24 protein-coding genes are annotated in these 25,010 nt (G+C 61.9%); 17 read left to right on the forward strand and 7 right to left on the reverse strand.

Translation table 11 applies throughout. The annotated features are described in order from the left end of the window. Positions 1-544, forward strand: a 544-nt coding sequence (locus EN885_RS10780; RefSeq protein ID WP_164897819.1) for a porin, incomplete at its 5' end; no start/stop codon positions are given. 554 nt (positions 545-1,098) lie between these two features. Here the strand turns inward: EN885_RS10780 and EN885_RS10790 are convergent. Further along, positions 1,099-2,772 carry a tetratricopeptide repeat-containing sulfotransferase family protein gene (locus EN885_RS10790; protein ID WP_128241940.1) on the reverse strand — a complete coding sequence of 558 codons (1,674 nt, stop codon included), beginning with the start codon at positions 2,770-2,772 and terminating at the stop codon, positions 1,099-1,101. Between the two features lie 117 nt (positions 2,773-2,889). Here EN885_RS10790 and EN885_RS10795 point away from each other — a divergent pair, with 117 nt between their 5' ends. Beyond that, positions 2,890-4,002 (forward strand): pyridoxal phosphate-dependent aminotransferase, encoded by a 1,113-nt coding sequence (locus EN885_RS10795; protein ID WP_095486582.1) that lies wholly within the window; start codon positions 2,890-2,892, stop codon positions 4,000-4,002. Positions 4,003-4,032: 30 nt separating this feature from the next. Here EN885_RS10795 and EN885_RS10800 read toward each other — a convergent pair whose 3' ends face one another. Next, positions 4,033-4,542 carry a MarR family winged helix-turn-helix transcriptional regulator gene (locus EN885_RS10800; RefSeq protein ID WP_095486581.1) on the reverse strand — a complete coding sequence of 170 codons (510 nt, stop codon included), beginning with the start codon at positions 4,540-4,542 and terminating at the stop codon, positions 4,033-4,035. Positions 4,543-4,699: 157 nt separating this feature from the next. Between EN885_RS10800 and EN885_RS10805 the strand changes: the two genes are divergently transcribed. The 7 genes from EN885_RS10805 (at position 4,700) to EN885_RS10845 (ending at position 12,571) form a co-directional block, all read left to right on the forward strand. Continuing rightward, positions 4,700-5,350, forward strand: a complete 651-nt coding sequence (locus EN885_RS10805; RefSeq protein ID WP_095486580.1) for a TetR/AcrR family transcriptional regulator — start codon at positions 4,700-4,702, stop codon at positions 5,348-5,350. A 77-nt stretch (positions 5,351-5,427) separates the two neighbouring features. Next, positions 5,428-6,591: an isovaleryl-CoA dehydrogenase gene (locus tag EN885_RS10810; RefSeq protein WP_127205178.1), complete on the forward strand. Its 1,164-nt coding sequence runs from the start codon at positions 5,428-5,430 to the stop codon at positions 6,589-6,591. Positions 6,592-6,672: 81 nt separating this feature from the next. Further along, positions 6,673-7,065, forward strand: coding sequence for an AbrB/MazE/SpoVT family DNA-binding domain-containing protein (locus tag EN885_RS10815; RefSeq protein ID WP_095486632.1), 393 nt, complete (start codon positions 6,673-6,675; stop codon positions 7,063-7,065). Beyond that, positions 7,062-7,445, forward strand: coding sequence for a type II toxin-antitoxin system VapC family toxin (locus tag EN885_RS10820; RefSeq protein WP_095486578.1), 384 nt, complete (start codon positions 7,062-7,064; stop codon positions 7,443-7,445). Before EN885_RS10815 ends, EN885_RS10820 begins: the two co-directional genes overlap by 4 nt. Positions 7,446-7,449: 4 nt before the next feature. Then, positions 7,450-9,057, forward strand: a complete 1,608-nt coding sequence (locus EN885_RS10825; RefSeq protein WP_095486577.1) for a carboxyl transferase domain-containing protein — start codon at positions 7,450-7,452, stop codon at positions 9,055-9,057. Positions 9,058-9,059: 2 nt separating this feature from the next. Next, complete coding sequence (locus EN885_RS10830) at positions 9,060-9,587, forward strand: O-acetyl-ADP-ribose deacetylase (RefSeq protein WP_095486576.1); 528 nt, start codon at positions 9,060-9,062, stop codon at positions 9,585-9,587. A 1,016-nt stretch (positions 9,588-10,603) separates the two neighbouring features. Then, positions 10,604-12,571 (forward strand): acetyl/propionyl/methylcrotonyl-CoA carboxylase subunit alpha, encoded by a 1,968-nt coding sequence (locus EN885_RS10845; RefSeq protein ID WP_128241941.1) that lies wholly within the window; start codon positions 10,604-10,606, stop codon positions 12,569-12,571. A gap of 114 nt (positions 12,572-12,685) precedes the next feature. On the opposite strand, the gene EN885_RS10850 is transcribed toward EN885_RS10845, so the two are convergent. Both EN885_RS10850 and EN885_RS10855 read right to left on the reverse strand, forming a co-directional pair. Then, the gene (locus tag EN885_RS10850) at positions 12,686-13,807 is read right to left on the reverse strand and encodes an ABC transporter substrate-binding protein (protein ID WP_128241942.1); all 1,122 of its coding nucleotides are present in this window, start codon (positions 13,805-13,807) and stop codon (positions 12,686-12,688) included. A gap of 463 nt (positions 13,808-14,270) precedes the next feature. Continuing rightward, positions 14,271-14,537, reverse strand: a complete 267-nt coding sequence (locus tag EN885_RS10855) for a sel1 repeat family protein (RefSeq protein WP_027152750.1) — start codon at positions 14,535-14,537, stop codon at positions 14,271-14,273. Positions 14,538-15,006: 469 nt separating this feature from the next. On the opposite strand from EN885_RS10855, the gene EN885_RS10860 reads away from it, so the two are divergent. The 5 genes from EN885_RS10860 (at position 15,007) to EN885_RS10875 (ending at position 18,848) form a co-directional block, all read left to right on the forward strand. Further along, on the forward strand, positions 15,007-15,351 hold the full coding sequence (locus EN885_RS10860) for a DUF2147 domain-containing protein (RefSeq protein WP_128241943.1): 345 nt from the start codon (positions 15,007-15,009) through the stop codon (positions 15,349-15,351). A gap of 319 nt (positions 15,352-15,670) precedes the next feature. Then, positions 15,671-15,823 carry a hypothetical protein gene (locus EN885_RS33525; protein ID WP_164897820.1) on the forward strand — a complete coding sequence of 51 codons (153 nt, stop codon included), beginning with the start codon at positions 15,671-15,673 and terminating at the stop codon, positions 15,821-15,823. Positions 15,824-15,858: 35 nt separating this feature from the next. Continuing rightward, entirely contained in the window at positions 15,859-16,053 is a 195-nt protein-coding gene (locus EN885_RS10865) for a hypothetical protein (RefSeq protein WP_095486571.1), read from the forward strand. Positions 16,054-16,224: 171 nt separating this feature from the next. Next, on the forward strand, positions 16,225-17,685 hold the full coding sequence (locus EN885_RS10870) for an AMP nucleosidase (RefSeq protein ID WP_245493053.1): 1,461 nt from the start codon (positions 16,225-16,227) through the stop codon (positions 17,683-17,685). Positions 17,686-17,789: 104 nt separating this feature from the next. Further along, the gene (locus EN885_RS10875) at positions 17,790-18,848 is read left to right on the forward strand and encodes an endonuclease/exonuclease/phosphatase family protein (protein ID WP_128241945.1); all 1,059 of its coding nucleotides are present in this window, start codon (positions 17,790-17,792) and stop codon (positions 18,846-18,848) included. Between the two features lie 4 nt (positions 18,849-18,852). Here the strand turns inward: EN885_RS10875 and EN885_RS10880 are convergent, their stop codons facing one another. Next, positions 18,853-19,455, reverse strand: coding sequence for a DUF922 domain-containing protein (locus EN885_RS10880; RefSeq protein ID WP_127205174.1), 603 nt, complete (start codon positions 19,453-19,455; stop codon positions 18,853-18,855). Between the two features lie 142 nt (positions 19,456-19,597). Beyond that, the gene (locus tag EN885_RS10885; RefSeq protein ID WP_128241946.1) at positions 19,598-21,277 is read right to left on the reverse strand and encodes an electron transfer flavoprotein-ubiquinone oxidoreductase; all 1,680 of its coding nucleotides are present in this window, start codon (positions 21,275-21,277) and stop codon (positions 19,598-19,600) included. Between the two features lie 349 nt (positions 21,278-21,626). Here EN885_RS10885 and EN885_RS10890 point away from each other — a divergent pair, with 349 nt between their 5' ends. The 3 genes from EN885_RS10890 to EN885_RS10900 all read left to right on the forward strand — a co-directional run bounded on the left by EN885_RS10890 (position 21,627) and on the right by EN885_RS10900 (position 24,105). Beyond that, positions 21,627-22,271, forward strand: coding sequence for a hypothetical protein (locus EN885_RS10890; RefSeq protein ID WP_127205172.1), 645 nt, complete (start codon positions 21,627-21,629; stop codon positions 22,269-22,271). A 37-nt stretch (positions 22,272-22,308) separates the two neighbouring features. Beyond that, positions 22,309-23,199 (forward strand): uracil-DNA glycosylase, encoded by an 891-nt coding sequence (locus EN885_RS10895; protein ID WP_128241947.1) that lies wholly within the window; start codon positions 22,309-22,311, stop codon positions 23,197-23,199. Positions 23,200-23,292: 93 nt separating this feature from the next. Further along, positions 23,293-24,105, forward strand: a complete 813-nt coding sequence (locus EN885_RS10900) for a helix-turn-helix transcriptional regulator (protein WP_128241948.1) — start codon at positions 23,293-23,295, stop codon at positions 24,103-24,105. Here the strand turns inward: EN885_RS10900 and EN885_RS10905 are convergent, their stop codons facing one another. Then, positions 24,106-25,008 (reverse strand): DMT family transporter, encoded by a 903-nt coding sequence (locus tag EN885_RS10905; RefSeq protein WP_128242049.1) that lies wholly within the window; start codon positions 25,006-25,008, stop codon positions 24,106-24,108. Positions 25,009-25,010: the final 2 nt, after the last annotated feature.

Raw genomic sequence — 25,010 nt, forward strand, 5'->3', positions numbered from 1 at the left:
CGCCGTCGTCTCGCTCGAAGAAGGCTACGGCGACTTCACGATCGACAGCTACGTTCCGCATGTCGTCGGCGGCGTGAAGTGGACGCAGGGCTGGGGCGCGATCACCGGCGTCGTTGCTTACGACAGCGCCTACGAAGAGGTGGCCGGCAAGGTTCGCCTCGACATCACGCCGATGGAGAACCTGTCGCTGTTCATCATGGCCGGCTACGGCACGGACGACAACCTCACGGATCCGGACTGGAGATTCCCCGCCGGCGGCCGCGGCATGTACAAGCTGTGGAGCGGCAATTGGGCAGTCTGGGGTGGTGGCACCTACACCATCAACGAGAAGACCTCGTTCAACACCCAGATCTCGTATGACGAGGGCGAAAACCTCGGCGTCGTGGCGAACATCGCCTATGACATCGTCCCCGGCCTGACGATCACGGCGGAAGCCTCCTACTTGCACGCCGGAGAGTTCGGCGAGGCCGGCTTCTCCAACTGGACCGGTGCGGACGACGAGGACAGCTTTGGCGGCCAGCTCCGCTTCCAGCGCTCGTTCTAATCAGCATCGTCTGACTGAACTCGAACCCGGCGGGCAACCGCCGGGTTTTTTCGTATCGGCCTGGCTGTCAAATTGCGTATGCATGGCGTCGCCAGGCGGAGCAGGAGCGAAGCGACGTCGCGGAGACCCTGGATTCACGCCGTTACATCAGCCGAAGAATGCAGCGGCTCAGAATGAAAGCCGTAGCGATCCTTCGCGCCCCCCTCTGTCCTGCCGGACATCTCCCCCACAAGGAGGGAGATCGGCCGTCATCACCGCTTTCGCCAACGTCCAACGTTGATGAACAGGCTCTGTCAGCGAAGCTGCCGATCTCCCCCCTCGTGGGGGAGATGTCCGGCAGGACAGAGGGGGGGCGCTGTCCCTCCAGCGTCTCGAAAGATTCTGCACCGCAGCAGCGCTTGGAAAGAACAGGATAGGCGTTCGCTTCGCTTGGGAGGGAAGAAGGTATAGTGGCATTTAGCTAATCGTTGGGGATTGGCGGCTGAAGGTCGGCTGGCAGCAAACTTATGCGATCCAAAGCCTCGCGGTCCACGCAATGTGGACCGCCGACCAAGTCAAATCTCTGCAAGATCGCCCAGCGACTGTATCAGCGGCTGAATTTCGTTTTCATAATTCTTCCAGCGCTTGACGGACGATTTGTAAATCGGTTGCCGAACCTGCCAGCGACTGGGCGTGTTGACCGCACCATCCCTGTCGAAAAAGCGCAGGCAGGCGTCATCCCAAGGGAGCCCGAGATAATCTATGAGGCGCCGCGACTGCGCTTCCTGGTCTTCCACCAGCGTTTCGTAGCGATTTTCGAAGATCAGGCCCGGAAAAACCTCGTTCCAATGCCGCATCAGGCGGTCATATTCGCGATAATACAGGCCTAGTGTTTTCAGGTCGGTATTGTAGCTGTGTCCCTCGCTGAAGTTGAGGACAAAGCAAGAGACGCAATTGTCGATGGCGTCACGACGGCAATGAATGATGCGCGCGTTGGGAAAGAGAAGGCCGATAAGGCCGATCAGTTCAAAATTGTGCGGCTCCTTATCGACGACGCGAAGCGCGGCAGGCGCCCGCTCCCGCAAATAGGACAGGTGCTCTTCGGCCAAGGTTCTGGACAGGTCTTCCGTGATCGACATGATTGGCTGGTTCAAATTCCCAGCCGCTGAGGTTTTGAGGCCGATTGCATTCGCGACCCGCCTTAATTTGCTAAGCTCCCCTGCACCATGAACAACTGGATGGCTGGCGCAGATCTGCTCCGTCAGCGTCGTCCCCGAGCGGGGCATGCCAACCACGAACACAGGCACTTCGGAAGGATTTCCATAGCCGGCCCTGGTAGCTAAAAAGTCCGGCGTGAAGATTTCAATCATCGAGTCGACCCAGCGACGATACAAGTCGATATCGAACTCGTAGCCGGAGGCCTGTTTCGCCTTGTTGAAATGGTCGAATGCCTCACTATAGCGCTTGAGGTCGTTCAGCACCTTGCCGGCGGCATAATGGAGTTGCAGCGCGCCGGCTGGATGGAGCTTCGGGCTGGCGAGTTCACGAAGGATGAATTGGAGTTCCTCAGGCTCTTCGGTGAACTTTCGCGTCTGTACAAGGTCGTTGTAGGCGCTCGGCACCTCAATGCGACGTTCGATCGCTTCTTTCAGGTAGACGGCGGCTTCATCCATGCGCCCCAGGCCGCTAAGCGCGCTGGCCAGACCCGCTCGAACCTTGGGATGGTCGCGGTTGATTTTCAGCGCCTTCTCGTAGAGCGGCAATGCCATGTCTGGTTTGTCAAACGCTATGTAAGCGCGCCCCAGTGCACAAAGTGCCTCGATAAGGTCAGGCTGCAGTTTCAAGGCGTACTGCATATGCTTGATTGCTGGCGAATATTCGCTGACCTTCACATAGGCCTCGCCCAGGCTGAGGTGGTAATAGGCGTTTTTAGGTTCCTCGCCGACCGCCCGTGCGAAATATCGCAAGGCCATCTCATTATCATAACCCAGATATAAGGTCCCCAAGATGTACAACGCGAGCGGATGGTTTGGTGTGCGCGCCAGAACGCGAAGGCATAGATCCTGAGCCTCGTCGAGGCGCTTTGCCTGCTGATGGATATATGCCTGTTTCAGCAGCGCGTCGTCGGCCTGCGCACGCGATTGAGCGTTTCCTTGATTCACTATCGGCGTCAGTATCGGCGCCTTCGCTTTTGGCGCGGGGCCGGGCTTGAGGTGCTTGGACCAGGCAGGCGGGAGTCGATTGTTCATGATATCTCGCTAGCAAAACGAGCGGGGAAAATCCAGCATGCTGGTTGCAGCCAAGGGGAGCTTGCGCGGCCAACTGTGCCGCGCTAGCAAGAAGCCCCTTTGGAACGAGCCTTTGCCATGCGCCAGCGCCCTCCCCTCACGCCAATCATCAGCGCGCTTCCTTCGACGGTGCCGTTTGTCGGCCCGGAGGCGCAGGAGCGGGACCGCGGCCGCGCGTTTCGCGCCCGCATCGGCGCCAATGAGAGCAGTTTCGGGCCGTCGCCGCGCGTCATCGCCCGCATGGCCGGTGTCGCCCGCGACATGTGGATGTATTGCGACCCCGACAATCACGATTTGAAGGTGGCCGTCGCCGCGCATCTCGGCGTCAGTGCCGAAAACGTGGTTGTCGGCGAAGGCATAGACGGTTTGCTCAGCCTCGTGGCGCGCATGTATGTGGCGCCCGGCGATGCGGTGGTCACCTCGCTCGGCGCCTATCCGACCTTCAACTTCCATATTGCCGGCGTCGGTGGCCGGCTGGTCGCGGTTCCCTACGAGAACGACCGGGAAAGCCTGGACGGCCTATTGGCTACGGTCGCCAAGGAAAACGCGCCGCTGGTCTATTTGTCCAACCCAGACAATCCGATGGGAAGCTGGTGGGAGGCGGCCGAGCTCGTCCGCTTCATCGAAGCCCTGCCAGAAACCACCATGCTGGTGCTCGACGAGGCCTATGGCGAGATGGGCCCGGCCTCGGCGCTGCCGTCGATCGATATCTCCAGGCCGAACGTCATCCGCATGCGTACCTTCTCGAAGGCCTACGGATTGGCCGGCATACGCTGCGGCTATGCGGTGGCGGACGCCCAGGTGATCCGCGATTTCGAGAAGATCCGCAACCATTACGGTGTCAGCCGCATGGCGCAGATCGCCGGCGTCGAGGCGCTTGCCGATCAAGACTATCTGGAGAGTGTGGTGGCGCGGGTCGCTGCCGGCCGCCGGCGCATCGCAGAGATAGCCGAAGCGAACGGGCTGAAGCCGCTGCCTTCGGCAACAAATTTCGTCACCATAGACTGCGGCGGCGACGGCGCCTTCGCGCTAAGTGTGCTGCAGGCGCTGCTGTCGCGTGACGTGTTCATCCGCAAGCCGATGGTGCCGGTGCTCGACCGCTGCATCCGGGTCAGCGTCGGCCTCGACCACGAGCTCGACATCTTTGCCGAGGAGCTGCCCGGTGCGCTGGCGGCGGCGCGGGGGAACTGAGGATCGCAAAGTCGTCGTTTCGGCCTGCCGCTATTTCCCCCCGTCACCGAGCAGGCACATGACCCGCTTCAAGGCGTCCGCAAGCTCGGCGGCTTCGTTGTCGGCCAGGCCAGCCGTCAGCCGGGTGAGATCGCGATCCGCCGCCGACTGAAGCGTGGCCAGCTCCGAGTTTCCCCGCGCGGACAGCGACAGGATGCGCCGACGCCGGTCGCCCGGGTCGGCACGCAGTTCGGTCAGGCCCATGGCGGCGAATTTTCTGAGGATCCGCGTGACATAGGCCGGGTCCAGCCGGAGTTCGCCGGCAATCGAGGACGCCGCCGGCCCAAGATCGAGATGGAATGCCTGCGCGAGAAACCCTGCCTCGCCGCTCGGGTTGGCAGCGCCGACGCCCGCCCGGTGACCCAGCTCGAACAGCACCCGCGCCTCGGTTAGCGTGTAGGTACTCTGCATCAAGGTCTCGTCGAGCAGCCCGATCAAGCTGGTGTAAAACCGGTTGAAATGGCGGATTTCGGTGACCATCGCATTCCGCACATCCGGCATGTCGGGCTCCTTCTCAGGAAATTCTACACCCAGATCATCACCATATTATTTGACTTAGTCAACCATTCAAAAAAACACAATCCCTATCCTGCAATGCATTCAGATCTTGAATTAATTGAACGTTCGTTTTATTATTGCACCTCTCGATGAGGTGACCATGGCGCGCACGACCGGTTCCGACGGGGAAAAGACCGAAGCAGCGGTCCGCGAGGCGGCGGTCAGCCTGATCGCGCGTCTTGGCTACGAGGCGATGTCGATGCGCCAGCTGGCCGCCGAGGTCGGCGTGCAGGCGGCCGCGCTCTACCGCTATTTCCCGACCAAGGAAGACCTCTTGTTCACGCTGATGCGCGAGCACATGGAAGGGCTGATCGAGGCGTGGGACGCGGCGCGCCCGACCGTGGCCGATCCGGCGACGCGGCTTGCCGCCTATGTCGAAAACCACATCGCCTTCCACATCGAGCGGCGCCACTCCACCCATGTCTCGAACATGGAATTGCGCAGCCTGTCGCATGACCGCCTGACGCAAGTCCTGCGCATGCGCACGGCCTATGAAAAGGAACTGCGCGCCATTCTGCGCGACGGCGCAGAAGCTGGCGTCTTCAGCGTCGAAGACACCGGGCTGACGGCCATGGCTCTGATCCAGATGATGACCGGCGTCATCGTCTGGTTCCGGCCAGGCGAGCGGCTATCGATCTCGGAGGTAACCGCCACATATCTTTCAATGACGATGCGCCTGGTTGGGGCAGCCCATGGCGCGACTACGACCTACGGCGCCGTGCGCGCCTTCGAACGCGCAAGGACGCTGTAGCACTTTGATTTTGCGCATGGTCCCTCCCGAAATCGGAATCGAATTCGATTTCGGGGCCATGCGCCGGGAGGAACGGCATGTACACGCACACACTCAACTTCGGACTTGACGAAGACATCGAGGCGCTGCGCGACCTGGTGCGGCGCTTCGCCCAGGAAAAGATCGCGCCGATCGCCGCCGAGATCGACCGCTCGAATGAGTTTCCGGCGCATCTGTGGCGCGAATTCGGTGGGCTCGGCCTGCTCGGCATCACCGCCGATCCGGATTTCGGCGGCACCGGCATGGGCTATCTCGCCCATGTGGTCGCAATGGAGGAGATTTCGCGTGCCTCGGCCTCGGTCGGCCTCTCCTACGGCGCCCATTCCAACCTCTGCGTCAACCAGATCAATCGTTGGGCGACGCCGGCACAGAAGGAAAAATATCTGCCTACGCTGTGCAGCGGCGAAAAGGTCGGCGCGCTGGCAATGTCGGAATCCGGCGCCGGCTCCGACGTCGTGTCGCTCAAGCTGCGCGCCGAAAAGCGCAACGACCGCTACGTGGTCAACGGCACCAAGATGTGGATCACCAACGGCCCGGATGCCGAGACATTGGTCGTCTATGCCAAGACCGATCCGGAACTCAGTTCGCGCGGGATTACCGCCTTCATCGTCGAAAAGTCGATGGCCGGCTTTTCCGTGGCGCAAAAGCTCGACAAGCTCGGCATGCGCGGCTCGAACACCGGCGAACTGGTTTTTTCGGATGTCGAGGTGCCGTTCGACAATGTGCTGCATGAGGAAGGGCGCGGCGTCGAAGTGCTGATGTCGGGCCTCGATTACGAGCGCACCGTGCTCGCCGGCGGTCCGATCGGGCTGATGGCGGCGTGCCTCGATGTGGCGGTCCCCTATGTGCACGAACGCAAACAGTTCGGGCAGCCGATCGGCGAGTTCCAACTGGTGCAGGGCAAGCTCGCCGACATGTATACGGTGATGAACGCCGCACGCGCCTACGTCTATGCCGTCGCCGCCGCCTGCGACCGCGGCCAGACGAGCCGCAAGGACTCCGCCGCTTGCGTGCTGTTCGCAGCCGAGAAGGCGACGCAGATGGCGCTCGACGCCATCCAGCTACTGGGCGGCAATGGCTACATCAACGACTATCCGACCGGCCGGCTTTTGCGCGACGCCAAGCTCTACGAGATCGGCGCCGGCACCAGCGAAATCCGCCGCTGGCTGATCGGGCGGGAAATCATGGCAGAGGGAATATAGTGGCACTATCTTGAAAATTGCCATTTATAGTACAACATGCCATATATTCGAAATATGGCACGTTTCTGGAACGAGGCGACAATGGCGAGCGGAACGAGAAAAGCTGGGTTTGACGAAAATCCGCAAACGCAATTCGAGGCCGGATCTCGGAAGGCTCCGCTCCGGGTTCCAGCGAAACGCGAGCGCGTGAAACTTGGCGAAGGCGGACGCTTCGTTATCCCGGCAGCGATGCGCGAGGAAATGGGCGTGAAGCCTGGTGAGGACTTGATTCTTCATGTCGAGAACGGCGAGTTGCGGGTAAGGTCGTGGCTCCAAAATCTGCGGCGCGTCCAGGCGGAATTGTCGGCTTTGAAAAAGCCGGGCGAAAGCGTCGTCGACGAATTTCTCAAGGAGCGGCGCGAAGAACAGCGCCGAAGCGATGAGCGTTTGGACCGGCTTCATGCCGAAGGAACGGCGAGGAAGGGAGCGAAGTGAAACCCTACGTCATGGACAGCTCCGCGGCGCTTGCGATCCTGCTCAACGAGAAAGGCACCGATATCGCCTTGGGTTTCGCGCCGGACGCACAATGCAGTTCCGTCAATGCGGCCGAAATCATCGCCAAGCTGATCGACAGAGGACGCAGCATGGAGGAGGCCGCGGACGACCTCGCCAGCCTCGGCATGCCGGTCGCCGTCTTCGACGAAGCGATGGGCATCGCAGCCGGGCAGCTTCGCGAGCTGACGCGACATCGCGGCTTGTCGTTGGGCGACCGGGCCTGCCTCGCACTGGCAATTTGCGAGAATGCCATTGCCGTCACCGCCGATCGCGACTGGGGCGACCTGGATATCGGCTGCAAGATCGAACTGATCCGGTAACGCCATGACCACCCTCACCTCGCAGATCTCGCCCGCCTCCGACACCTTCCGCGCCAATGCCGAGCGCATGCGGGCGCTGGTCGTTGACATTGCGGAAAAGGCGGCAACCGTCGAGCGTGGCGGCTCGGACGAAGCGCGCGAACGGCACCAGAGCCGCGGCAAGCTTTTGCCGCGCGAGCGCCTATCGCAATTGCTCGACACCGGCTCGCCATTTCTCGAGATCGGCCAGTTCGCGGCGTGGTCGATGTATGGCGAAGACATCTCATCGGCCGGCCTCATCGCCGGCATCGGCCGTGTCGAAGGCACCGAAGTCATGGTCGTCGTCAACGACGCCACGGTGAAGGGCGGCACCTATTATCCGCTGACGGTGAAGAAGCATCTGCGCGCGCAGGAGATCGCGCTCCAAAACAAACTGCCTTGCGTCTATCTGGTCGACAGCGGCGGCGCCAATCTGCCCAACCAGGACGAGGTGTTCCCCGACCGCGACCATTTCGGCCGCATCTTCTACAATCAGGCCAACATGTCGGCTTCAGGCATACCGCAGATCGCCTGCGTCATGGGTTCGTGCACGGCGGGCGGCGCCTATGTGCCGGCGATGTCGGACGAGACGATCATGGTGCGCAACCAGGCGACCATCTTCCTCGGCGGCCCGCCGCTGGTGAAGGCCGCCACCGGCGAGGATGTCAGCGCGGAGGAGTTGGGTGGCGCCGATGTGCACACGCGGCTTTCCGGCGTTGCCGACCACTATGCGCTGGACGACGAGCATGCGCTGGCGATCGCACGCCGCATCGTCAAGAACCTGAATCGAAAGAAGGAGATCGGGCTGGCACTTCGCGATCCGATTCCGCCGCTTCATGCAGCCGATGAGCTCTACGGCATCGTGCCGACGGATCTGCGCCAGCCTTATGACGTGCGCGAAGTGATCGCGCGCATCGTCGACGGCTCCGAGTTCGACGAGTTCAAGCAGAATTACGGCACCACGCTGGTCACTGGCTTTGCCCATCTCAACGGCATGCCGGTCGGCATCATCGCCAACAACGGCGTGCTGTTCTCCGAAAGCGCGCTGAAGGGTGCGCATTTCATCGAGCTGTGCTGCCAGCGCAAGATCCCGCTGATCTTCCTGCAGAACATCACTGGTTTCATGGTGGGGCGAAAATACGAGGCCGGCGGCATCGCCAAGGACGGCGCCAAGCTGGTGATGGCCGTCGCCACGGCGCGCGTGCCGAAGGTGACCATGATCATCGGCGGCTCGTTCGGCGCCGGCAATTACGGCATGTGCGGACGCGCCTATTCGCCGCGTTTTCTTTGGATGTGGCCTAATGCCCGCATTTCGGTGATGGGCGGCGAGCAAGCGGCAACCGTGCTTGCGGTCGTCAAGCGCGAGGGCATCGAGCGCAAGGGTGGCGAATGGAGCGCGGAGGAAGAGGCGAAATTCAAGAAGCCGATCCTGATGAAATACGAGCATGAGGGCCACCCGCTCTATTCGTCAGCCCGCCTCTGGGACGACGGCATAATCGATCCGGCCAAGACGCGCGAGGTGCTGGCGCTCAGCCTTTCCGCGGCGCTCAACGCCGAGATCGAGGAGACAAGGTTCGGCGTGTTCAGGATGTGACGATGAGCGAAAGCGATCAGAGGATTCGCGTTCATATCGGCGACATCACGAAGCTGGCGGTCGATGCCATCGTCAACGCCGCCAACACCTCGCTCTTGGGCGGCGGTGGCGTTGACGGCGCCATTCATCGAGCGGCCGGCCCTGAACTTCTGGCGGAATGCCGAACACTCAATGGCTGCAAAGTCGGCGACGCTAAGCTCACCAAGGGTTACAGGCTGCCGGCACGCTACATCATCCACACGGTCGGGCCGGTCTGGCAAGGCGGCGGCAAACGCGAAGCCGAGTTGTTGGCCTCCTGCTATCGCCGGTCGCTCGAACTTGCCGCCGCCAAGGGTTGCCGGACGGTGGCATTTCCGGCGATCTCGACCGGTGTATACCGATATCCAAAGGACCAGGCGACGCAGATCGCCGTTGGCACCCTGCGTGCCTTCATCGGCCAAAACGCGATCCCGGAAACCGTCATCTTCTGCTGCTTCGACCAGCAAACGGCGGAACTATACGAGCAGGCGTTGCTGCTTGGCGGAGCGTGACCGGCACAGGTAAGAAAATCCATCCATAGTTTTCAGATTTATTTTCGTTCACCGATCTGGCCAGATGAAAGAATCGCGACTATTGCTCATTGCAAATACCAATGGGGATTGGGCGAAGATGAGACTGCCGCTTTTTCAGAAAACAACTATGTCTGCACTTGCAGGATTGCTTATGTTAGCGGCACCTGACGCTAGTGCAACCGAATCGCTGGCGGGAAGCAAAGGCGACAGCCGCTACCCTGTGTATTTCGCGCCGGGCTCTACGGGAGGCTGTCAGAAGGCATACAAGGCCTATGTGGCGACTGGCAGCCATTCCGCCTATGCGTCGACCCCCTTCAATTGGGCGACCGAGTTCGTGGTTTGCGCGCGTGCGAATGCATTCGTCGCAAAAGGCTGCAGAGACGCTGGCGCTGAAAGACTGTCAATCCGCCCGGAAGCAATACAAGGTCACGACAGCGGGAGTCTGCAGCATCGCCGCCTCCAAGTAGCAATGCCTGTTGCCTCAGTTCATTCCAAGGGGGAAAAATGAAACCGAGATACGTCCAGAGAACAATTACATCGATACTTGCAGGATTTCTTATACTCACGGCACCTGGCATCGGAGCGGCGGAATCGTTGGCGGGAAGCAAAGGCGACACCCGTTTCCACCCGTTTTTGCCGCGGAACTCGAAGGATCCGTGTACCAAGGCTTACAACGCCTATGTAGCGGCCAGCGGCCATTCAGCCTATGCGACCACCCCATACATGCGGGTGACTTCATTGTACATCATCTGCGGGTCGCGCTTGAATGCACCGTCACAGAAAGCTGCCGAAGAGCTGGCATTGAAATCCTGTCAGGCCACCCGCAACAGTTACAAGGTCACGACAGGTGGGGGTTGCGAGGTCGCAGCCTCCAAGTAAGCAGTCCTCGCTTACCGATACTTTGACAATGGCCGGACTGCAAAGCAGGGTGTTGCCACAGCTCGCGTGAAGGAGCATTCGCGCCGTTGGCGGCAAGCTCTGGCTTTGGAGGTCCCATGTTCGCCAAAATCCTGATCGCCAACCGCGGCGAGATCGCCTGCCGGGTGATCCGCACGGCACGCAAGTTGGGCGTGCGTAGCGTTGCCGTCTATTCCGACGCCGACGCCGGGGCCCTGCATGTCGAGATGGCCGACGAAGCTGTGCATATCGGTCCCTCGCCTGTCGGCGAAAGTTATCTGCGCGGCGACAAGATTGTCGCGGCGGCTTTGGCCACCGGCGCGGAAGCCATCCATCCCGGCTACGGTTTTCTGTCGGAAAACCCTGATTTCGTCGACCAGGTGACGGCGGCCGGGCTCGTCTTCATCGGCCCGTCGGCCGCCTCGATCCGCGCCATGGGGCTGAAGGACGCGGCCAAGCGGCTGATGGAGAAGGCCGGGGTGCCGGTGGTGCCCGGCTATCACGGCGAGGCGCAGGAGATCGTGCTGCTCGCCTCCAAGGCACGCGAGATCGGCTATCCCGTTCTGATCAAGGCGCGCGCCGGTGGCGGCGGCAAGGGCATGCGGCGCGTGGAACATCCCGACGACTTTTCCGAGGCGTTGTCGGGTGCGCGGCGCGAGGCCAAGGCCGCTTTCGGCGACGACCGCGTGCTGGTCGAGAAATATGTCGAGAAGCCGCGCCACATCGAGGTCCAGGTGTTCGGCGATATCTTCGGCAATGTCGTGCATCTCTACGAGCGCGACTGCTCGGCGCAGCGCCGCCACCAGAAGGTGATCGAGGAAGCCCCCGCCCCCGGCATGACACCGGCATTGCGCAAGGCGATGACGGAGGCGGCGGTGAAGGCCGCCAAGGCGATCAACTATTCCGGCGCCGGCACGATCGAGTTCATCGTCGACGCCTCGCAAGGGCTGAAGGCCGACCGCTTCTGGTTCATGGAAATGAACACCCGGTTGCAGGTCGAGCATCCCGTCACAGAAATGGTCACCGGAGCCGATTTGGTCGAATGGCAGTTGCGGGTGGCCGCCGGCGAAAAGCTGCCGAAAACGCAGAGCGAGATCACGCTCTCCGGTCACGCCTTCGAGGCGCGCATCTATGCCGAGGACGCGGCAAAGGGTTTTTTGCCGGCGACGGGCACGCTGCATCACCTGAAATTTCCGGATACTGCGCCCGAGGGCGCCAGCATGCGGATCGAGACCGGTGTGCGGGCGGGCGATGTCATCTCGCCCTTCTACGACCCGATGATCGCCAAGTTGGTGGTGCACGGCAAGAACAGGCAGGCGGCGCTCGAAGCCTTGGGCATAGCCCTTTCGCGGACCGAGATCGCCGGCTCGACCGTCAACACCGCCTTTCTCGCGGCTCTTGCCGCTGACGCGGATTTTTCGGCAGGCGATGTCGATACCGGTCTGATCGGCAGGCATCAGCAAGCACTGACCGCAGTCCCGCCGCCGAGCAGCGAGATCGTCGCCGCAGCTGCATTTGCGGCATCCGGCGCCGGGGCTCAGGCGCCGTCCAACGACCCGTGGTCGTCGCTTGCCGGCTATGCGCATTTCCACACTGTTCCGCGGCGCACGCGGCTGCGCTACGGCGAGGACGAGATCGTCGCGCTTGTGTCGGTAATGCGGCCGGACGGGCGCTTCCAAGTGGCACTGGAGCCGCCTTATGACAGCGCCAATCCGCTTGATCTTCGCGCCGCCCCTCGCCTCGCCCGCTGGCCAGGCAACGTCACCGTGTTCGAAGGCGCCGTCGGTTACAGCTTCGCGGTGCCGGACCCGTTGGCAAGGGCCGACGAAATCGCCGCCGGTTCAGACAGCCTGCGGGCGCCGATGCCGGGTCTGGTCAAGCTGGTGCGTGCAGCCAAGGGCGAGGTCGTCATCAAAGGCCAGCCGCTGTTGATTCTGGAAGCGATGAAGATGGAGCACACCATTTCCGCTACTCATGACGGGACGATCGCCGAAATCGCTGTCGAGGGCGCGCAGGTCACCGACGGGACGGTGCTGGTTCGCTTTGCCGAGGAAGCCCACGGCTGACCGCTGCCCTTCATCCATAAGGCGACGTCGACGACTCCCGCCACAATCGCATGCCCAATGAAAATGGCCGGGTCAGACCCGGCCATTTTCGTTTACCGAAGGCGACGCCAATTGTTACGGCTGGATCGGCGCGTATTTGCCGTCGTGCCACTGGTTGATGTCGTAGCTGACGTTCTTGAGGTCGCCCTTTTCGTCGAAAATGACTGAGCCGACGACGGTGCTGATCGGCTCGCCGTTCTTCAAAGCTTCGGCAACCTTGGTCGGGTCGTCGCTGCCGGCGCGCTTGATGCCCTCGGCAAAGGCCTGGATCACGGCATAGGAGAACAGCGTGAAGCCCTCGGGAACGAAGCCGCCCGCCTTGATCTTTTCGACGGCCTCTTTGGCTTCGGGCTTCGCCTGCGGATCCGACGGGAAGACGAACATGGTGCCTTCGCCGGCCGGACCGGCAACCTGCCAGAATTCCGGCGTGGCAATCGAGTCCGGCATGATCAACTGATACTTCAGGTTCTGTTCCGCCGACTGGCGCAGGATGAGGCCGGCTTCGGGGTGATAGCCGCCGAAGTAGACGACGTCAGCCTTCAGGTCCTTCAGCTTGGTGACAAGCGCCGCGTAGTCCTTTTCACCGGCGTTGATGCCCTCGTAGAGGATCTCGTTGAGACCGTTCTGGTTCATCGTTGCCTTGACGGCATCGGCAACGCCCTGCCCATAGGCGCTCTTGTCGTGCATGATGACGACGTTCTTGCCGGCATATTTCTTGGCGATCCACGGGCCGATGAAAGCGCCCTGGGCATCGTCGCGCGTATAGAGGCGCATGATCGTCGGCCAGCCGGCTTTCGCCGCCGCGTCGGTCAGCACCGGGTTGGACGAAGCCGGGCTCATCATCAGCGCGCCGGCTTCGGCGTAGACAGCCGAGGCCGGAATGCTCGAGCCCGAGCAGGCATGGCCATCGATGAACTTGACGCCGTTGGCAACGATGCGGTTGGCGACCGAAACCGCCTGTTTCGGATCACACTGGTCATCCTGGACGTCGAGCTTGATCTGGCGGCCGTCGACACCGCCGGCCGCGTTGATCGCGTCGGCGGCGGCTTGCGCGCCCTGCTTGAACTGGTCGCCGATGGTGGCAAGCTGACCGGTCATCGGTCCGACCACCGAAAAGGTGATGTCGTCGGCGAAGGCAATCGGCGCACTCATCATCAGGCCTACTATGGCCGCGCTCAAAATACCCAACTTCTTCATGGTGATATTCCTCCACTCTCGCGCGGCCGCCCCGGCCGCGCCTCTTCCAGAGTGGGCGGGAGAATTTCACCCTTCGCCAAGCCTGTCTAGACGCATCGGCGGCACTCGATTGGGCCTGCAACGTTTCTGTTTGACCATGATCTTTTTCCAAAAAACCGGTTTCCACTTTTTGGGATCATGGTCCCGAAAACGCAAAAGCCGCGCCGGCCTTGTTCCGGCCGGTCGCGGCTTTTGTCGATCGAACCATCCCGAACGCTCCCGCGCCCCGAAAACCGCTCGCCTTCCCTGTCCGTCGCGCAGCTTGGCGTATCCAGCCTGCCGCGTTCTCGTCATTGTTGGTGAGACCGTCTTGCGCGGCCTTGTTCTTACCGGTCCGGCCGTCTTGCGCGGCCTCGACCTGAAGCGTCCCTGTCGGTGATCTCAATGCCTGATGAACTCAGGGCCCGATGAACTCAGGGCCAACTTAGTGCATCGTCATCCATTCGCGGGCTTCGCGCAGCGCCCTGGCGATCTCGACCTTCGACATGGCGGCCGATAATTCCGAGCGCAGTTCCGCGGCGCGGACCGAGCCCTTGATCGCGGCGATGTTGAACCATTTGTGAGCGGCGACGACATCGGTCTCGCAATCGCGGCCGGTCGCATACATCATGCCCAGTTCGAAAAGAATGTCGGCCTGGGCAGTTGCCCCCATGGCGCCGAAGCCGGCTTCAGGCATTTCAAAACGTGCCATTTCAATCCCCTGTTCTAGCCCCTGTCAGGCTCCCGAGAGCTGCCTCCTTCTGTCCCTTGGTATCTGTTGATAACCCTTGGGGCGGCCGCTCTTTCGATGCTTTCGAGAATGAACCGGAGGCTTGAATCCGTCGTTAAGTGGCGTGCTTAATTTGAGGAAAACAAAGCTAAAACAAGAGGTAAACGCGGGAATTCGTTAAGGATGCAAAGCCAGCAATTTCGCCGGTTTGGGCTAAATTTGACGAAAATTTGCGAGGCGCAAATCAAGACTCCGCTAACCACGGGAGACAAAGCCAGCATACCCGTCGTTTCATTTTTCGCCGACGAGACCGTCTCGGGCGGCCAGAAAATCCTGAAGTCTTCCCCAGCGGCACCGCTTTTGTTTTGCCGGGAGGTGGATTAGCTTACGTTTGCGTAAAGGGCAGACCGGACGGGCGGAACATCCGACCGGAAGCCCACAGGGAGGAAACATGTTTCGCAAAATCAGCATGGCCCTTGCGGCCACATTGATCATGGCCGGCACGGCTTGGGCCGATCCGATCGAAGGCAACTGGAAAACGCAAGCCGGTTCGACTGCCGCCATTGCTGGCGGCGGCGGCGCATTTTCCATCACGCTCAAATCAGGCAAGTTTGCCGGCAAGCGCATCGGTTCGTTCAAGGTGTCCGGCGCCAACAAATATACGGGCACCATAACCGACCCGGAAACCGACAAGACCTACTCAGGCAAGGCCTCGGTCTCAGGCGCCTCGCTCAAGATGAGCGGCTGCGTGCTCGGCGGGCTGATCTGCAGGAGCCAGACCTGGCACAAGCTCTGATCGTTTCCGCTGCCACAAATTTGAAAACGGGGCCGCGAAGGCCCCGTTTTTGCTTTCGCCGTCTGTTTGGGACGGATCGATCGTGCGAGCCGCGCGCCTTCTGCACTTAACAGCAATTTTTGCGCGTCCTTCGTCCGTATCACCAGCAAGATCGGGGACAGCAGCAAGACTGCGGCGACGCTCGTGGCCGGCGACGGCGCGGTGGGCGGCGGGCACTCAACAACTCGTCAATGAATTTGAACCGCAGATGAACGCTGGCATCAGAGCCGGTTCAGTCGGGCTCGGGCATTTTCGTGCGTATTGAAGGAGACACCACGCAATGCTCGCTCGCCGCTTCACCATCGTCTGCCTGCTGCTGAGCCTGTTCGGAATGTTGTTCGCCATCCTCGTCGCCGAGGCAGGCCGTCCGGCCCGCTCCTGGGACCAGGCCAATTCCTGCCGGTTCGGTTGCGTGAACCATTTTCGCCCCTGAACCGACAAAGACCTCGAGAGACAAAAGCAAAAGCCATGAACCGCATCGTCGCCAACGCCCTGAAAACCCTTCGACTCCTGCCGCGGGCGGCGCTTATCCTGGCCGTGCTTTCGGCGCCGGTTCTGGCCGTGCCCTCGATGCGCGCCGATGCCGGCTCGACGATCGAAGCGCCGGCGTTGAAGAAGAACGGCGTCGGCTTTGTGCTGTTGATCAGCCTGCGGCGTGGTTAGAGCCAATCGACCTTCATCGAAATCCCAATCGACCTTCATCGAAATCACTGAAAAAGAAAAACGATGTTTTGGCCGCGTTCAAGGCGGCATACCCCTCCCAACCGCATGGCCAAGCCTCTATATTGGGTCATGGAAAAGCGAATCTATCCCCAAGCCATAGACTCAGTCGTGATGCCGGAGCCGTTTGGCCGGCAGAGCTTCAATGATGCCGGAAAGGCCGTCGCGGCCTTGCAGGTCCTTTACGACCGCAACACCAAATTCCTGCGCGATTCGTTTACGGCGCTCGCTGCAGGCGGCGACAACAACAAGCGCTACCGGGCCTTCTATCCCGAGGTCGGCGTCACCACGACTTCGTTCACCCAGATCGACTCGCGGCAGGCATACGGCCATATGCCGACGCCTGGGCATTTCTCGACCACCATCACCCAGCCTGCCCTTTTCGAACGCTATCTCACCGAACAGCTTAGCCTGATCATGCGCAATCACGGCGTTCCAGTCACGGTTTCGGAATCGACGACGCCCGTCCCGCTGCATTTCGCGTTCCTGGAAGGCTCCCATGTCGACGGCACCGCAGCCGAGCGCATCAGGCGGCCGATCCGTGACCTGTTCGACGTGCCGGATCTCGACGGCACCGACGACCAGATTGCCAACGGCACGTTCGAAGTGGCGTTAGGCGAAGCCAGGCCACTGGCGGCGTTCACGGCGCAACGCATCGACTATTCGCTGCACCGGATGTCGCACTACACGGCGACCAGTCCCCAGCATTTCCAGAATTTCGTGCTGTTCACCAACTACCAGTTCTACATCGACGAGTTCGTCGCCCGTGCGCACGAGTTGATGGCGAAGGGCGGCGGCGGATATGTCGAATTCGTCGAGCCGGGAAATGTCGTCACCAAGGCTGGGCAAAACGCGCCTGGCGCTGGGGTGGCGCCGCCGCGCCTGCCGCAGATGCCGGCCTATCATCTGAAGAAGCCGAACCATGGCGGCATCACCATGGTCAATATCGGTGTCGGCCCCTCCAACGCCAAGACTATCACCGACCACATTGCGGTGCTCAGGCCGCATGCCTGGGTGATGCTCGGCCATTGCGCCGGCCTGCGCAACACCCAGGCGCTGGGCGACTATGTGCTGGCGCACGCCTATGTGCGGGAAGACCATGTTCTGGACGACGACCTTCCGGTCTGGGTGCCGATCCCGCCGCTGGCTGAAATCCAGGTGGCGCTGCAAGAGGCGGTCGCCGAAGTCACCGGCCTTTCCGGCTACGACCTCAAACGTATCATGCGCACCGGCACCGTCGCCACCATCGACAACCGCAACTGGGAGCTGCGCGACCAGCGTGGGCCGGTGCAGCGGCTGTCGCAGTCACGAGCGATCGCGCTCGACATGGAATCGGCTACGATCGCAGCCAATGGTTTCCGTTTCCGCGTGCCTTACGGCACCCTGCTTTGCGTCTCCGACAAGCCCCTGCATGGCGAATTGAAGCTGCCTGGCATGGCGACCGAGTTCTACAAGCGGCAGGTGGCACAGCATTTGACCATCGGCATCAGGGCGATGGAAAAGCTGGCCGAGATGCCGATGGAACGGTTGCATTCGCGCAAACTCAGAAGCTTTTCGGAAACGGCGTTCCAGTAGGACCGATCGGCTTCATCGGCCGGAGCATGGCCGTAGCATGATAACATCGCGGCAGGGCATTTCGTCATCTTGATTGGCTGCATTTCTGCCGATAAGCAAAGTAGATGGCACGCGTTCGAAACATGATGGCGTCGGTGGCATTCGTCGCAATGCTCGGCTGCTCGGTTGCGCTGGTGGCCGGGTTTTTCGGAACGCTGCATCCGGCCTTCGATTCCTTCGCCCATTTCCGCGTCCACCTTGCCGTGCTGATGGCGCTTTGCGCGCTGCCGCTGCTCGTGACTTCATTTCGCCTGCAGGCGGCCACAGCGCTGCTCTTTGCCGTGGCTGCCTTTGCCACCACGTCGAACGCGCTGCCCGTGCCCCGCCTGTGGCCGGTCCAGGCAGCCTACGAAGTTAACCCCGGTGACCAGACGGTCTACCCCGATGACCAGCCGGTCTATCGCCTGCTGCAGATGAACCTGCGGTTCAACAATCCGACGCCGAAGAAAGTGCTGTCGCTGATCGGCCGGACCAATCCGGACGTGATCGCTCTCGATGAAGTGTCGGAGATGTGGACGACCGAGCTTGGCTATATTGCCAGCGCCTACCCCTACCGGATCCTCTGCCCCTACCCCAATGGCGTGTTCGGCGTTGCGCTGCTGTCCAGACGACCGTTTGCCGCCGGTACGCAACCGCGCTGCGACAGGCGCGGTGCGATGGCCATCGCGACGGTCGATTTCGGCGGAACCGACGTCGACGTCGCCGCCATGCACCTCACCTGGCCATGGCCGCGCAACCAATCACGGCAGATCGGCGGATTGTCGGAGGAACTCGCCTCGCTTGGCGAGACGTCGATCCTGGCATGCGATTGCAACGCAGTGCCGTGGAGTGCCGCCGTCCGGCGCGTCGCAGATCTTGGCAAGCTGACAGTGGTGCCTTCGCCGGGGCCGACCTGGCTCTATATCAAGCTGCCGGATTTCCTGCGCTTCGCCGGACTGCCGATCGACCAGGTTTTCAGCAAGGGCGCGGTTCTCATCCATTCGGTGTCGAGGCTGGGAGGCACAGGCTCCGACCATCTTCCGGTGATGGTGGAATTCTCGCTTAGGCCGGAAGAAAAAAAGCCGGTCGACGAAGATGAAACCGCGACCGCTTCCGTGACACAGAACGGCAAGTTTCGAAGCTGAGCGCCTACTGCTTGCGCAGGGCACCAACGAGGTGCTCGACATGGCCGCCGTCGCGATGCTCGCGCGCGTCGAAGGCGTTCTGTTTCGCCTCGTATTCGGCATAGACGGCCTTGATCCGGCGCCTCGCCTCGCGGTGCGTCTTGCTGCACAACCAGTTGTCGGCGAACTCCAATCCAGTGATCGATTTCTCGGTGGCCCGCATCATTGTCCTGGCGATGCGGCCGTGGCTATGCTCGTGGGCACGAACGCCCGCGAAAAACCGCTTCCAGCGCTTCTGAAGCGCCGGCGTCGCGGCTGAGGCCATGCGGGGCAAGGTGTAGGTGAGATCGAGTGTCCCATTGGCCTGCCGCAGATGGCAGACACCACCCTCCCTGCGAACCTCAAGGTCCCAATTTACGGTATAGGCGGTCAGCGCGATGGCGTGTGTCATGAAGCCGTGCCTCTTTGGACCCTTGCGGTCCATGGCCCCGATCAGGGCGGCGCCCGTGGTTCCTGATATGTCGTAGGTCCGGGTCTTGACCAGCACCTTCGTGTCAGCCGATGCCGATGGTGCGAAGCCGCACAAGGCGCCAATCGCTGCAAGGCACGTCAGGATCGCCACGCGCATGGTCATCTCTCCGGGTCAGGAAGGAAGGGAACCACAAGCGCCGCGCCGCTTCAACGTTTTTTAGAGGCCGCAAATGTAGCGGGCCTCACCGACTGACGGTCGAGACCGACGCGGCGATTCTGGCGGACTGCCGTTTGATAGGCTACATGTTCTGGTAGACAGGTCCCTCGCCACCTTGTGGCGGCACCCAGGTTATGTTTCGGTTCGGGTCCTTGATGTCGCAAGTCTTGCAGTGGACGCAGTTCTGCGCGTTGATGACGAAGCGCACGTCCTTCGCCTCGGGATCGGCGGCGGCGTTGCCATCCTTGTCGACCCATTCGTAGACGCTGGCCGGGCAGTAGCGTGTCGAGGGCCCAGCAAAGACATCGTGCTCGGAACGCTGCTGCAGATCCATATCCGCGACCAGCAGGTGGACAGGCTCGTTTTCCTCGTGGTTGGTGTTGGAGAGAAACACCGAGGACAGGCGGTCGAAGGTGAGCACGCCGTCCGGCTTCGGATAGGCGATCTTCTTATGCTTGGCGGCCGGTTCCAGCGTCGCATAGTCGGCCTTGCCGTGCTTCAGCGTGCCGAAGGGCGAAAAGCCGAACAGCGTGTTCAGCCACATGTCGAGGCCGCCAATGCCGACGCCGACGACGGTGCCGAAGCGCGACCACAATGGCTTGACGTTGCGCACCTTCTTCAAATCCTTGCCGATGTCGGTCGCCCGCCATGCCGCCTCGTAAGAAGCCAGTTCGTCATTGCCGCGACCGGCGCCGATCGCCTCGGCGACATGCTCGGCCGCCAGCATTCCTGAGAGCACGGCATTGTGCGAGCCTTTAATGCGCGGCACGTTGACGAAGCCGGCGGCACACCCGATCAGCGCGCCCCCGGGGAAGGACAGTTTCGGCACCGACTGCCAGCCGCCCTCGGTGATGGCGCGGGCGCCATAGCCCAGCCGCTTGCCGCCCTCGAATGTGCCCTTGATCGCCGGATGGGTCTTGAAGCGCTGGAACTCGTCGAACGGCGACAGATAGGGGTTCTTGTAGTTGAGGTGGACGACGAAGCCGACCGCCACCTGGTTGTCCTCCAGATGGTAGAGGAAGGAGCCGCCGCCGGTCTTCATGTCGAGCGGCCAGCCGAAGGAGTGCTGGACAAGGCCTGGCCGGTGGTTCTCCGGCTTGACCTGCCAGAGCTCCTTGAGGCCGATGCCATATTTGCCGGGCTCGCGGCCGTCGGAAAGATGGTATTTGGCGATCAGCTGCTTGGCCAGAGAGCCGCGCGCGCCCTCGCCAATCAGCACGTATTTACCCATCAGCGCCATGCCCGGCGCGAAGCCCGGGCCATGCGTGCCGTCCTTCTCGACGCCCATATCGCCGGTGACAACGCCGGTGACCGCGCCTTCGTCACTGTAAATAAGATCCACGGCGGCAAAGCCCGGATAGATCTCGACGCCCAGCGCCTCGGCCTTGGTCGCCAGCCAGCGGCAGACATTGCCGAGTGAAACGATGTAGTTGCCGTGGTTGTTCATCAGCGGCGGCATCAGGATGTTGGGCAGATGGAACGAACCGGCGGGGCCGAGGACCAGGAAATGGTCTGCCGTGACCGGTGTCTTGAACGGATGCTCCTCTTCGTCACGCCAGCCCGGCAACAGCCGGTCGATGCCGATCGGATCGACGACGGCGCCGGACAGGATGTGGGCGCCGACTTCGCCGCCCTTTTCCAGGACGACGACGGAAAGCTCGGGATTGACCTGCTTGAGACGGATCGCGGCGGCGAGGCCGGCCGGACCGGCGCCGACGATAACCACGTCGAATTCCATGCTTTCGCGTTCGATCTCGCTCATCAACCCCTCACTGCCCAGAGTGCCGCGCGCCCATTGGACGCGCAAAGGACACTCTGGCAACTTTTATTTTCGCATGATCCTTTCCAAAAAGTGATTTCACTTTTTGGGGTCATGCGAGCGCATTTGCGCATCTTGCTGGCTTATCCGCTGCATAGCGCATCAATTCGCGACGCGAAACCGGCGCTGACGTGACAATGCCGATTTCGTCAAAAAGTCGCGCATCGTACTACAAAATCGCGATTTGGGGTCCACCCGAACATCGATCTGGGCCAGGCTCATTTCCAAGGAGAGCCGTCGCCCTCACGTTTTTAATTGTTCGACGGCTTGCTTATCGTCCATACTTCGCGCCATGCGCATATACGGGCCGACTGGCTTTTCATCGACGCGCTTTTTTTCCTCGCCCGGACGGATTTGCCGGGCGCTCGTTTTGGCCCTTTTGCCGCTGGCGCCCATTGGCGCCCATGCCGAGCCGCAAAGGGTCTGGGCGGCCGGAGCCTACTCCTTTTCCGACGAGCTCGGCGGCTTCCGCATCACCAGCGCCTCGGGCGTCGGGACAAAGGAGGACCCGCTTGTCATCACCGAAGAGCTGAATTCGGCAACGCCGGTTACACTGACTATCCGCACGACAAAGCCGATCCAGCCGTTCGGCACCGCGGGCCAATTTGCCAACGGCCTCATGTATATGCGCATCGACGTGCTCAACAACAGCGGCCAGGCCTGGGTCGAGTTCCAGTTCGAGCTCCAGGAGGTGCTCCACCGGCCGAGCGTGTTCGGCGACGGCCTGTCATTCGACCAGCGCAACAAGACGCCTGACAACATCTGGTCGAGCAGCTTTGCCGATTTCGATCGCGACTTCGAACCCTATGACCGGCTGCTGTTCAAGAGCGGCAAGATCGACCCGCTGAAGACAGCAAAATTCGATTACCTGATCACCGACTACACACCGCGCTGGACGTTCTATCTGGTGCAGGATCCCCGTATACCGTCGAGCTGAACTTGCAAATTCCTGCCGCGCGGCCGAATGTGAAGGCATGACTGCCGTTCCCCGAGACAACCGACCTGATATCGCCGACCTTTTGACCTTCTACGCCAGCGCGGGCGTCGATGAAGCGCTCGAAGACGAGCCGGTGAACAGGTTTGCCGAGGCTGCGTCAAGGCCACCTGAGCGGGCGCCAGCGACGGTTACGCCGCCAACTGGTGAAAAAGGCGCCGCACTGCCACGCTCGACCAGCGTCTCACGCGCCGAAATGGGCGAAAGGCAAGCTGCGGCACCGGCGGTGCGCGCGCCGTCGGGCACAGCGACGGTGCCCGACGAAGCGCAAGCGGCATTGGCGCGCCAGTTGGCAATGACGGCCGCAACCCTGGACGAGCTTCGCCAGCACATGGCGGCGTTTGACGGCTGCAATCTCAAGTACACCGCCAAGAACCTGGTGTTCGCCGACGGCAATCCGAATGCCGCTGTCATGCTGGTCGGCGAGGCGCCCGGCCGCGACGAGGACATAGAGGGATTGCCGTTCGTCGGCCGCTCGGGCCGGCTGCTCGACCGGATGCTGGCTGCGATCGGCCTCGACCGCACATCGGCTTACATCGCCAATGTCATCCCCTGGCGGCCGCCGGGCAACCGCACGCCGACACCGCACGAGACCGAGATTTGCCGGCCGTTCATCGAACGGCAGATCGAGCTGGTCAATCCGAAGGTGCTGGTCAACCTTGGCGGCCCCTCGGCAAAGACGCTTCTCAACGTCACCGAGGGGATCCTGCGGCTGCGCGGCAATTGGCGCGTCCACACGACCGCCTCCGGCATTGTCATTCCCGCCATGCCGACCCTTCACCCGGCCTATCTCTTGAGAACCCCCGCGCACAAGAAGCTGGCGTGGCGGGATTTCCTTGAGGTGAAGGCGAAACTGCGGGCGCTGGGTTGACGACCAGCGTTTCCTCGCCCCGCAAAGCCGGGAGAAGCGCCATAACCTGCCAGGTAATTGAAATACATCCGGTAGCGGCCTAGTCATGCGCTCATGACAGCAACCCAGACCTCCGCCGGCAGCCTCATTCGCGAATGGCGCACGCGCCGGCGCATGAGCCAACTCGATCTCGCCATGGAAGCCGAAATCTCACAGCGGCATCTGAGCTTCGTGGAGAGCGGTCGCGCGGCACCTTCGCGCGACATGGTGCTGCATCTGGCCGAGCAGCTCTCGATCCCGCTGAGGCAGCGCAACCAGCTCCTGCTGGCCGCGGGTTTTGCCCCTAGCTTCAGCGAGCGCTCGCTCACCGATGCCTCGCTGGCGCCGGCGATGGCGGCCGTCGAGATCGTGCTCAAGGGGCACGAGCCCTTCCCAGCGCTCGCTGTCGACCGGCACTGGAACCTGGTGTCGGCGAATGCCGCCATCGGCCCGTTCCTGGCCAATGTCGCCGAGCCCTCCTTGCTGAAGCCCCCGGTCAACGTGCTGCGACTCAGCCTGCACCCGGGTGGCGTCGCGCCGCGCATCGTCAACCTCGCCGAATGGCGCGCGCATCTTCTCGACCGGCTGAAACACCAGAACGACGCCTCAGGCGACCCGGTCCTGGTCGAACTGGAACGCGAGCTTCGGACCTATCCGTCCGGCCTGAACGGCGCACGACCGGTGCCGGTCGAGCCGAACGCGATCGTGCACCCGCTGCGGCTTGCCCATGGCGATGCTGTGCTGTCGTTCATCAGCACGATCACCGTGTTCGGCACGCCGCTCGACGTGACGCTGTCGGAACTGGCGATCGAATCCTTTTTCCCTGCCGATGAGCAGACAAGGACGGTGCTGGTGCGATTGGCGAAGGAGCGGGCCGAGCCGTTCTGATCATCCTTGCGGCGGGGTCGCCTGTCGGGTGCGCGCACGTTCGAGGCCAAGCTGGCGCTCGCGCCAGATGATAAAGATGCCGGCGGCAACGACGATCAGGCCGCCGATGAGCATATGAACCGTCGGGACGTCGCCGAAAGCAAGATAGCCGACGGCTATGCCGAGTATCATAGACGTGTACTCGAAGGGCGCCACGACCGAGGCCTCAGCATGGCGATAGGCTGCCGTCATCAGTATCTGAGCGACCCCGCCGCAAAAGCCTGACACAACCAGAAGGCCTGCCTGCACCGGTGTCAGCGCCTGCCAGCCGAACGGCAGCGAAAGCAACGCCAGGACGCTCGCCGTCACCGAAAACCACAGCACGATGGTTGCCGTCGGCTCGCTCTGGACGAGATTGCGCACCAGCAGCATGGCTACGGCCGAGATCGCGGCCGCGACCAGGGCGGCGATGACGCCGAGCACCTCCTGATCGCCGAGTGCTGCGCCCGAGCTAAGAAGCGTCAGTTCCGGCCATGAGATGACCACCACCCCCACCAGCCCGACCGCAACCGCGCTCCAGCGATAGACGCGGATCGCTTCGCCGAGGAAGATCGAACTGAACACCACCACCAGCAGCGGCTGTGCGTAGTTCAGCGTGATCGCCTCGGGCAGCGGCAGACGCGTCAGCGCGAAAAAGCCGAGGCCCATGGCGCAGACGCCAACAACGCCGCGCGCAATGTGGTTGAGCGGGCGTTTGGTGGAAAATGCGGTGCCAAGCTTTCCCTGGAAGGCCAGGAAGATGATGATAGGAAAGATGGCGAAGAAGGAGCGGAAGAAGACGATCTGGCCCGCCGGCACCGTGCCCGCCGCCTTGATGCAGGACGACATGCCGACAAAGACCGCCACCGACACGATCTTGAGCATGA

The organism is Mesorhizobium sp. M6A.T.Cr.TU.014.01.1.1 (assembly GCF_004022765.1).
GTDB lineage: Bacteria > Pseudomonadota > Alphaproteobacteria > Rhizobiales > Rhizobiaceae > Mesorhizobium > Mesorhizobium mediterraneum.

What these genes read in the sequence shown, in the direction of transcription:
- EN885_RS10905 (WP_128242049.1), bottom strand. Translation starts at nt 25,008, where the DNA reads ATGCTCAAGATCGTGTCGGTGGCGGTCTTTGTCGGCATGTCGTCCTGC.
- EN885_RS10790 (WP_128241940.1), bottom strand. Translation starts at nt 2,772, where the DNA reads ATGAACAATCGACTCCCGCCTGCCTGGTCCAAGCACCTCAAGCCCGGC.
- EN885_RS10815 (WP_095486632.1), top strand. Translation starts at nt 6,673, where the DNA reads ATGGCGAGCGGAACGAGAAAAGCTGGGTTTGACGAAAATCCGCAAACG.
- EN885_RS10845 (WP_128241941.1), top strand. Translation starts at nt 10,604, where the DNA reads ATGTTCGCCAAAATCCTGATCGCCAACCGCGGCGAGATCGCCTGCCGG.
- EN885_RS10800 (WP_095486581.1), bottom strand. Translation starts at nt 4,542, where the DNA reads ATGCCGGATGTGCGGAATGCGATGGTCACCGAAATCCGCCATTTCAAC.
- EN885_RS10795 (WP_095486582.1), top strand. Translation starts at nt 2,890, where the DNA reads ATGCGCCAGCGCCCTCCCCTCACGCCAATCATCAGCGCGCTTCCTTCG.
- EN885_RS10825 (WP_095486577.1), top strand. Translation starts at nt 7,450, where the DNA reads ATGACCACCCTCACCTCGCAGATCTCGCCCGCCTCCGACACCTTCCGC.
- EN885_RS10855 (WP_027152750.1), bottom strand. Translation starts at nt 14,537, where the DNA reads ATGGCACGTTTTGAAATGCCTGAAGCCGGCTTCGGCGCCATGGGGGCA.
- EN885_RS10900 (WP_128241948.1), top strand. Translation starts at nt 23,293, where the DNA reads ATGACAGCAACCCAGACCTCCGCCGGCAGCCTCATTCGCGAATGGCGC.
- EN885_RS10875 (WP_128241945.1), top strand. Translation starts at nt 17,790, where the DNA reads ATGGCACGCGTTCGAAACATGATGGCGTCGGTGGCATTCGTCGCAATG.
- EN885_RS10880 (WP_127205174.1), bottom strand. Translation starts at nt 19,455, where the DNA reads ATGCGCGTGGCGATCCTGACGTGCCTTGCAGCGATTGGCGCCTTGTGC.
- EN885_RS10805 (WP_095486580.1), top strand. Translation starts at nt 4,700, where the DNA reads ATGGCGCGCACGACCGGTTCCGACGGGGAAAAGACCGAAGCAGCGGTC.
- EN885_RS10830 (WP_095486576.1), top strand. Translation starts at nt 9,060, where the DNA reads ATGAGCGAAAGCGATCAGAGGATTCGCGTTCATATCGGCGACATCACG.
- EN885_RS10860 (WP_128241943.1), top strand. Translation starts at nt 15,007, where the DNA reads ATGTTTCGCAAAATCAGCATGGCCCTTGCGGCCACATTGATCATGGCC.
- EN885_RS10865 (WP_095486571.1), top strand. Translation starts at nt 15,859, where the DNA reads ATGAACCGCATCGTCGCCAACGCCCTGAAAACCCTTCGACTCCTGCCG.
- EN885_RS10895 (WP_128241947.1), top strand. Translation starts at nt 22,309, where the DNA reads ATGACTGCCGTTCCCCGAGACAACCGACCTGATATCGCCGACCTTTTG.
- EN885_RS10810 (WP_127205178.1), top strand. Translation starts at nt 5,428, where the DNA reads ATGTACACGCACACACTCAACTTCGGACTTGACGAAGACATCGAGGCG.
- EN885_RS33525 (WP_164897820.1), top strand. Translation starts at nt 15,671, where the DNA reads ATGCTCGCTCGCCGCTTCACCATCGTCTGCCTGCTGCTGAGCCTGTTC.
- EN885_RS10850 (WP_128241942.1), bottom strand. Translation starts at nt 13,807, where the DNA reads ATGAAGAAGTTGGGTATTTTGAGCGCGGCCATAGTAGGCCTGATGATG.
- EN885_RS10870 (WP_245493053.1), top strand. Translation starts at nt 16,225, where the DNA reads ATGCCGGAGCCGTTTGGCCGGCAGAGCTTCAATGATGCCGGAAAGGCC.
- EN885_RS10885 (WP_128241946.1), bottom strand. Translation starts at nt 21,277, where the DNA reads ATGAGCGAGATCGAACGCGAAAGCATGGAATTCGACGTGGTTATCGTC.
- EN885_RS10890 (WP_127205172.1), top strand. Translation starts at nt 21,627, where the DNA reads ATGCGCATATACGGGCCGACTGGCTTTTCATCGACGCGCTTTTTTTCC.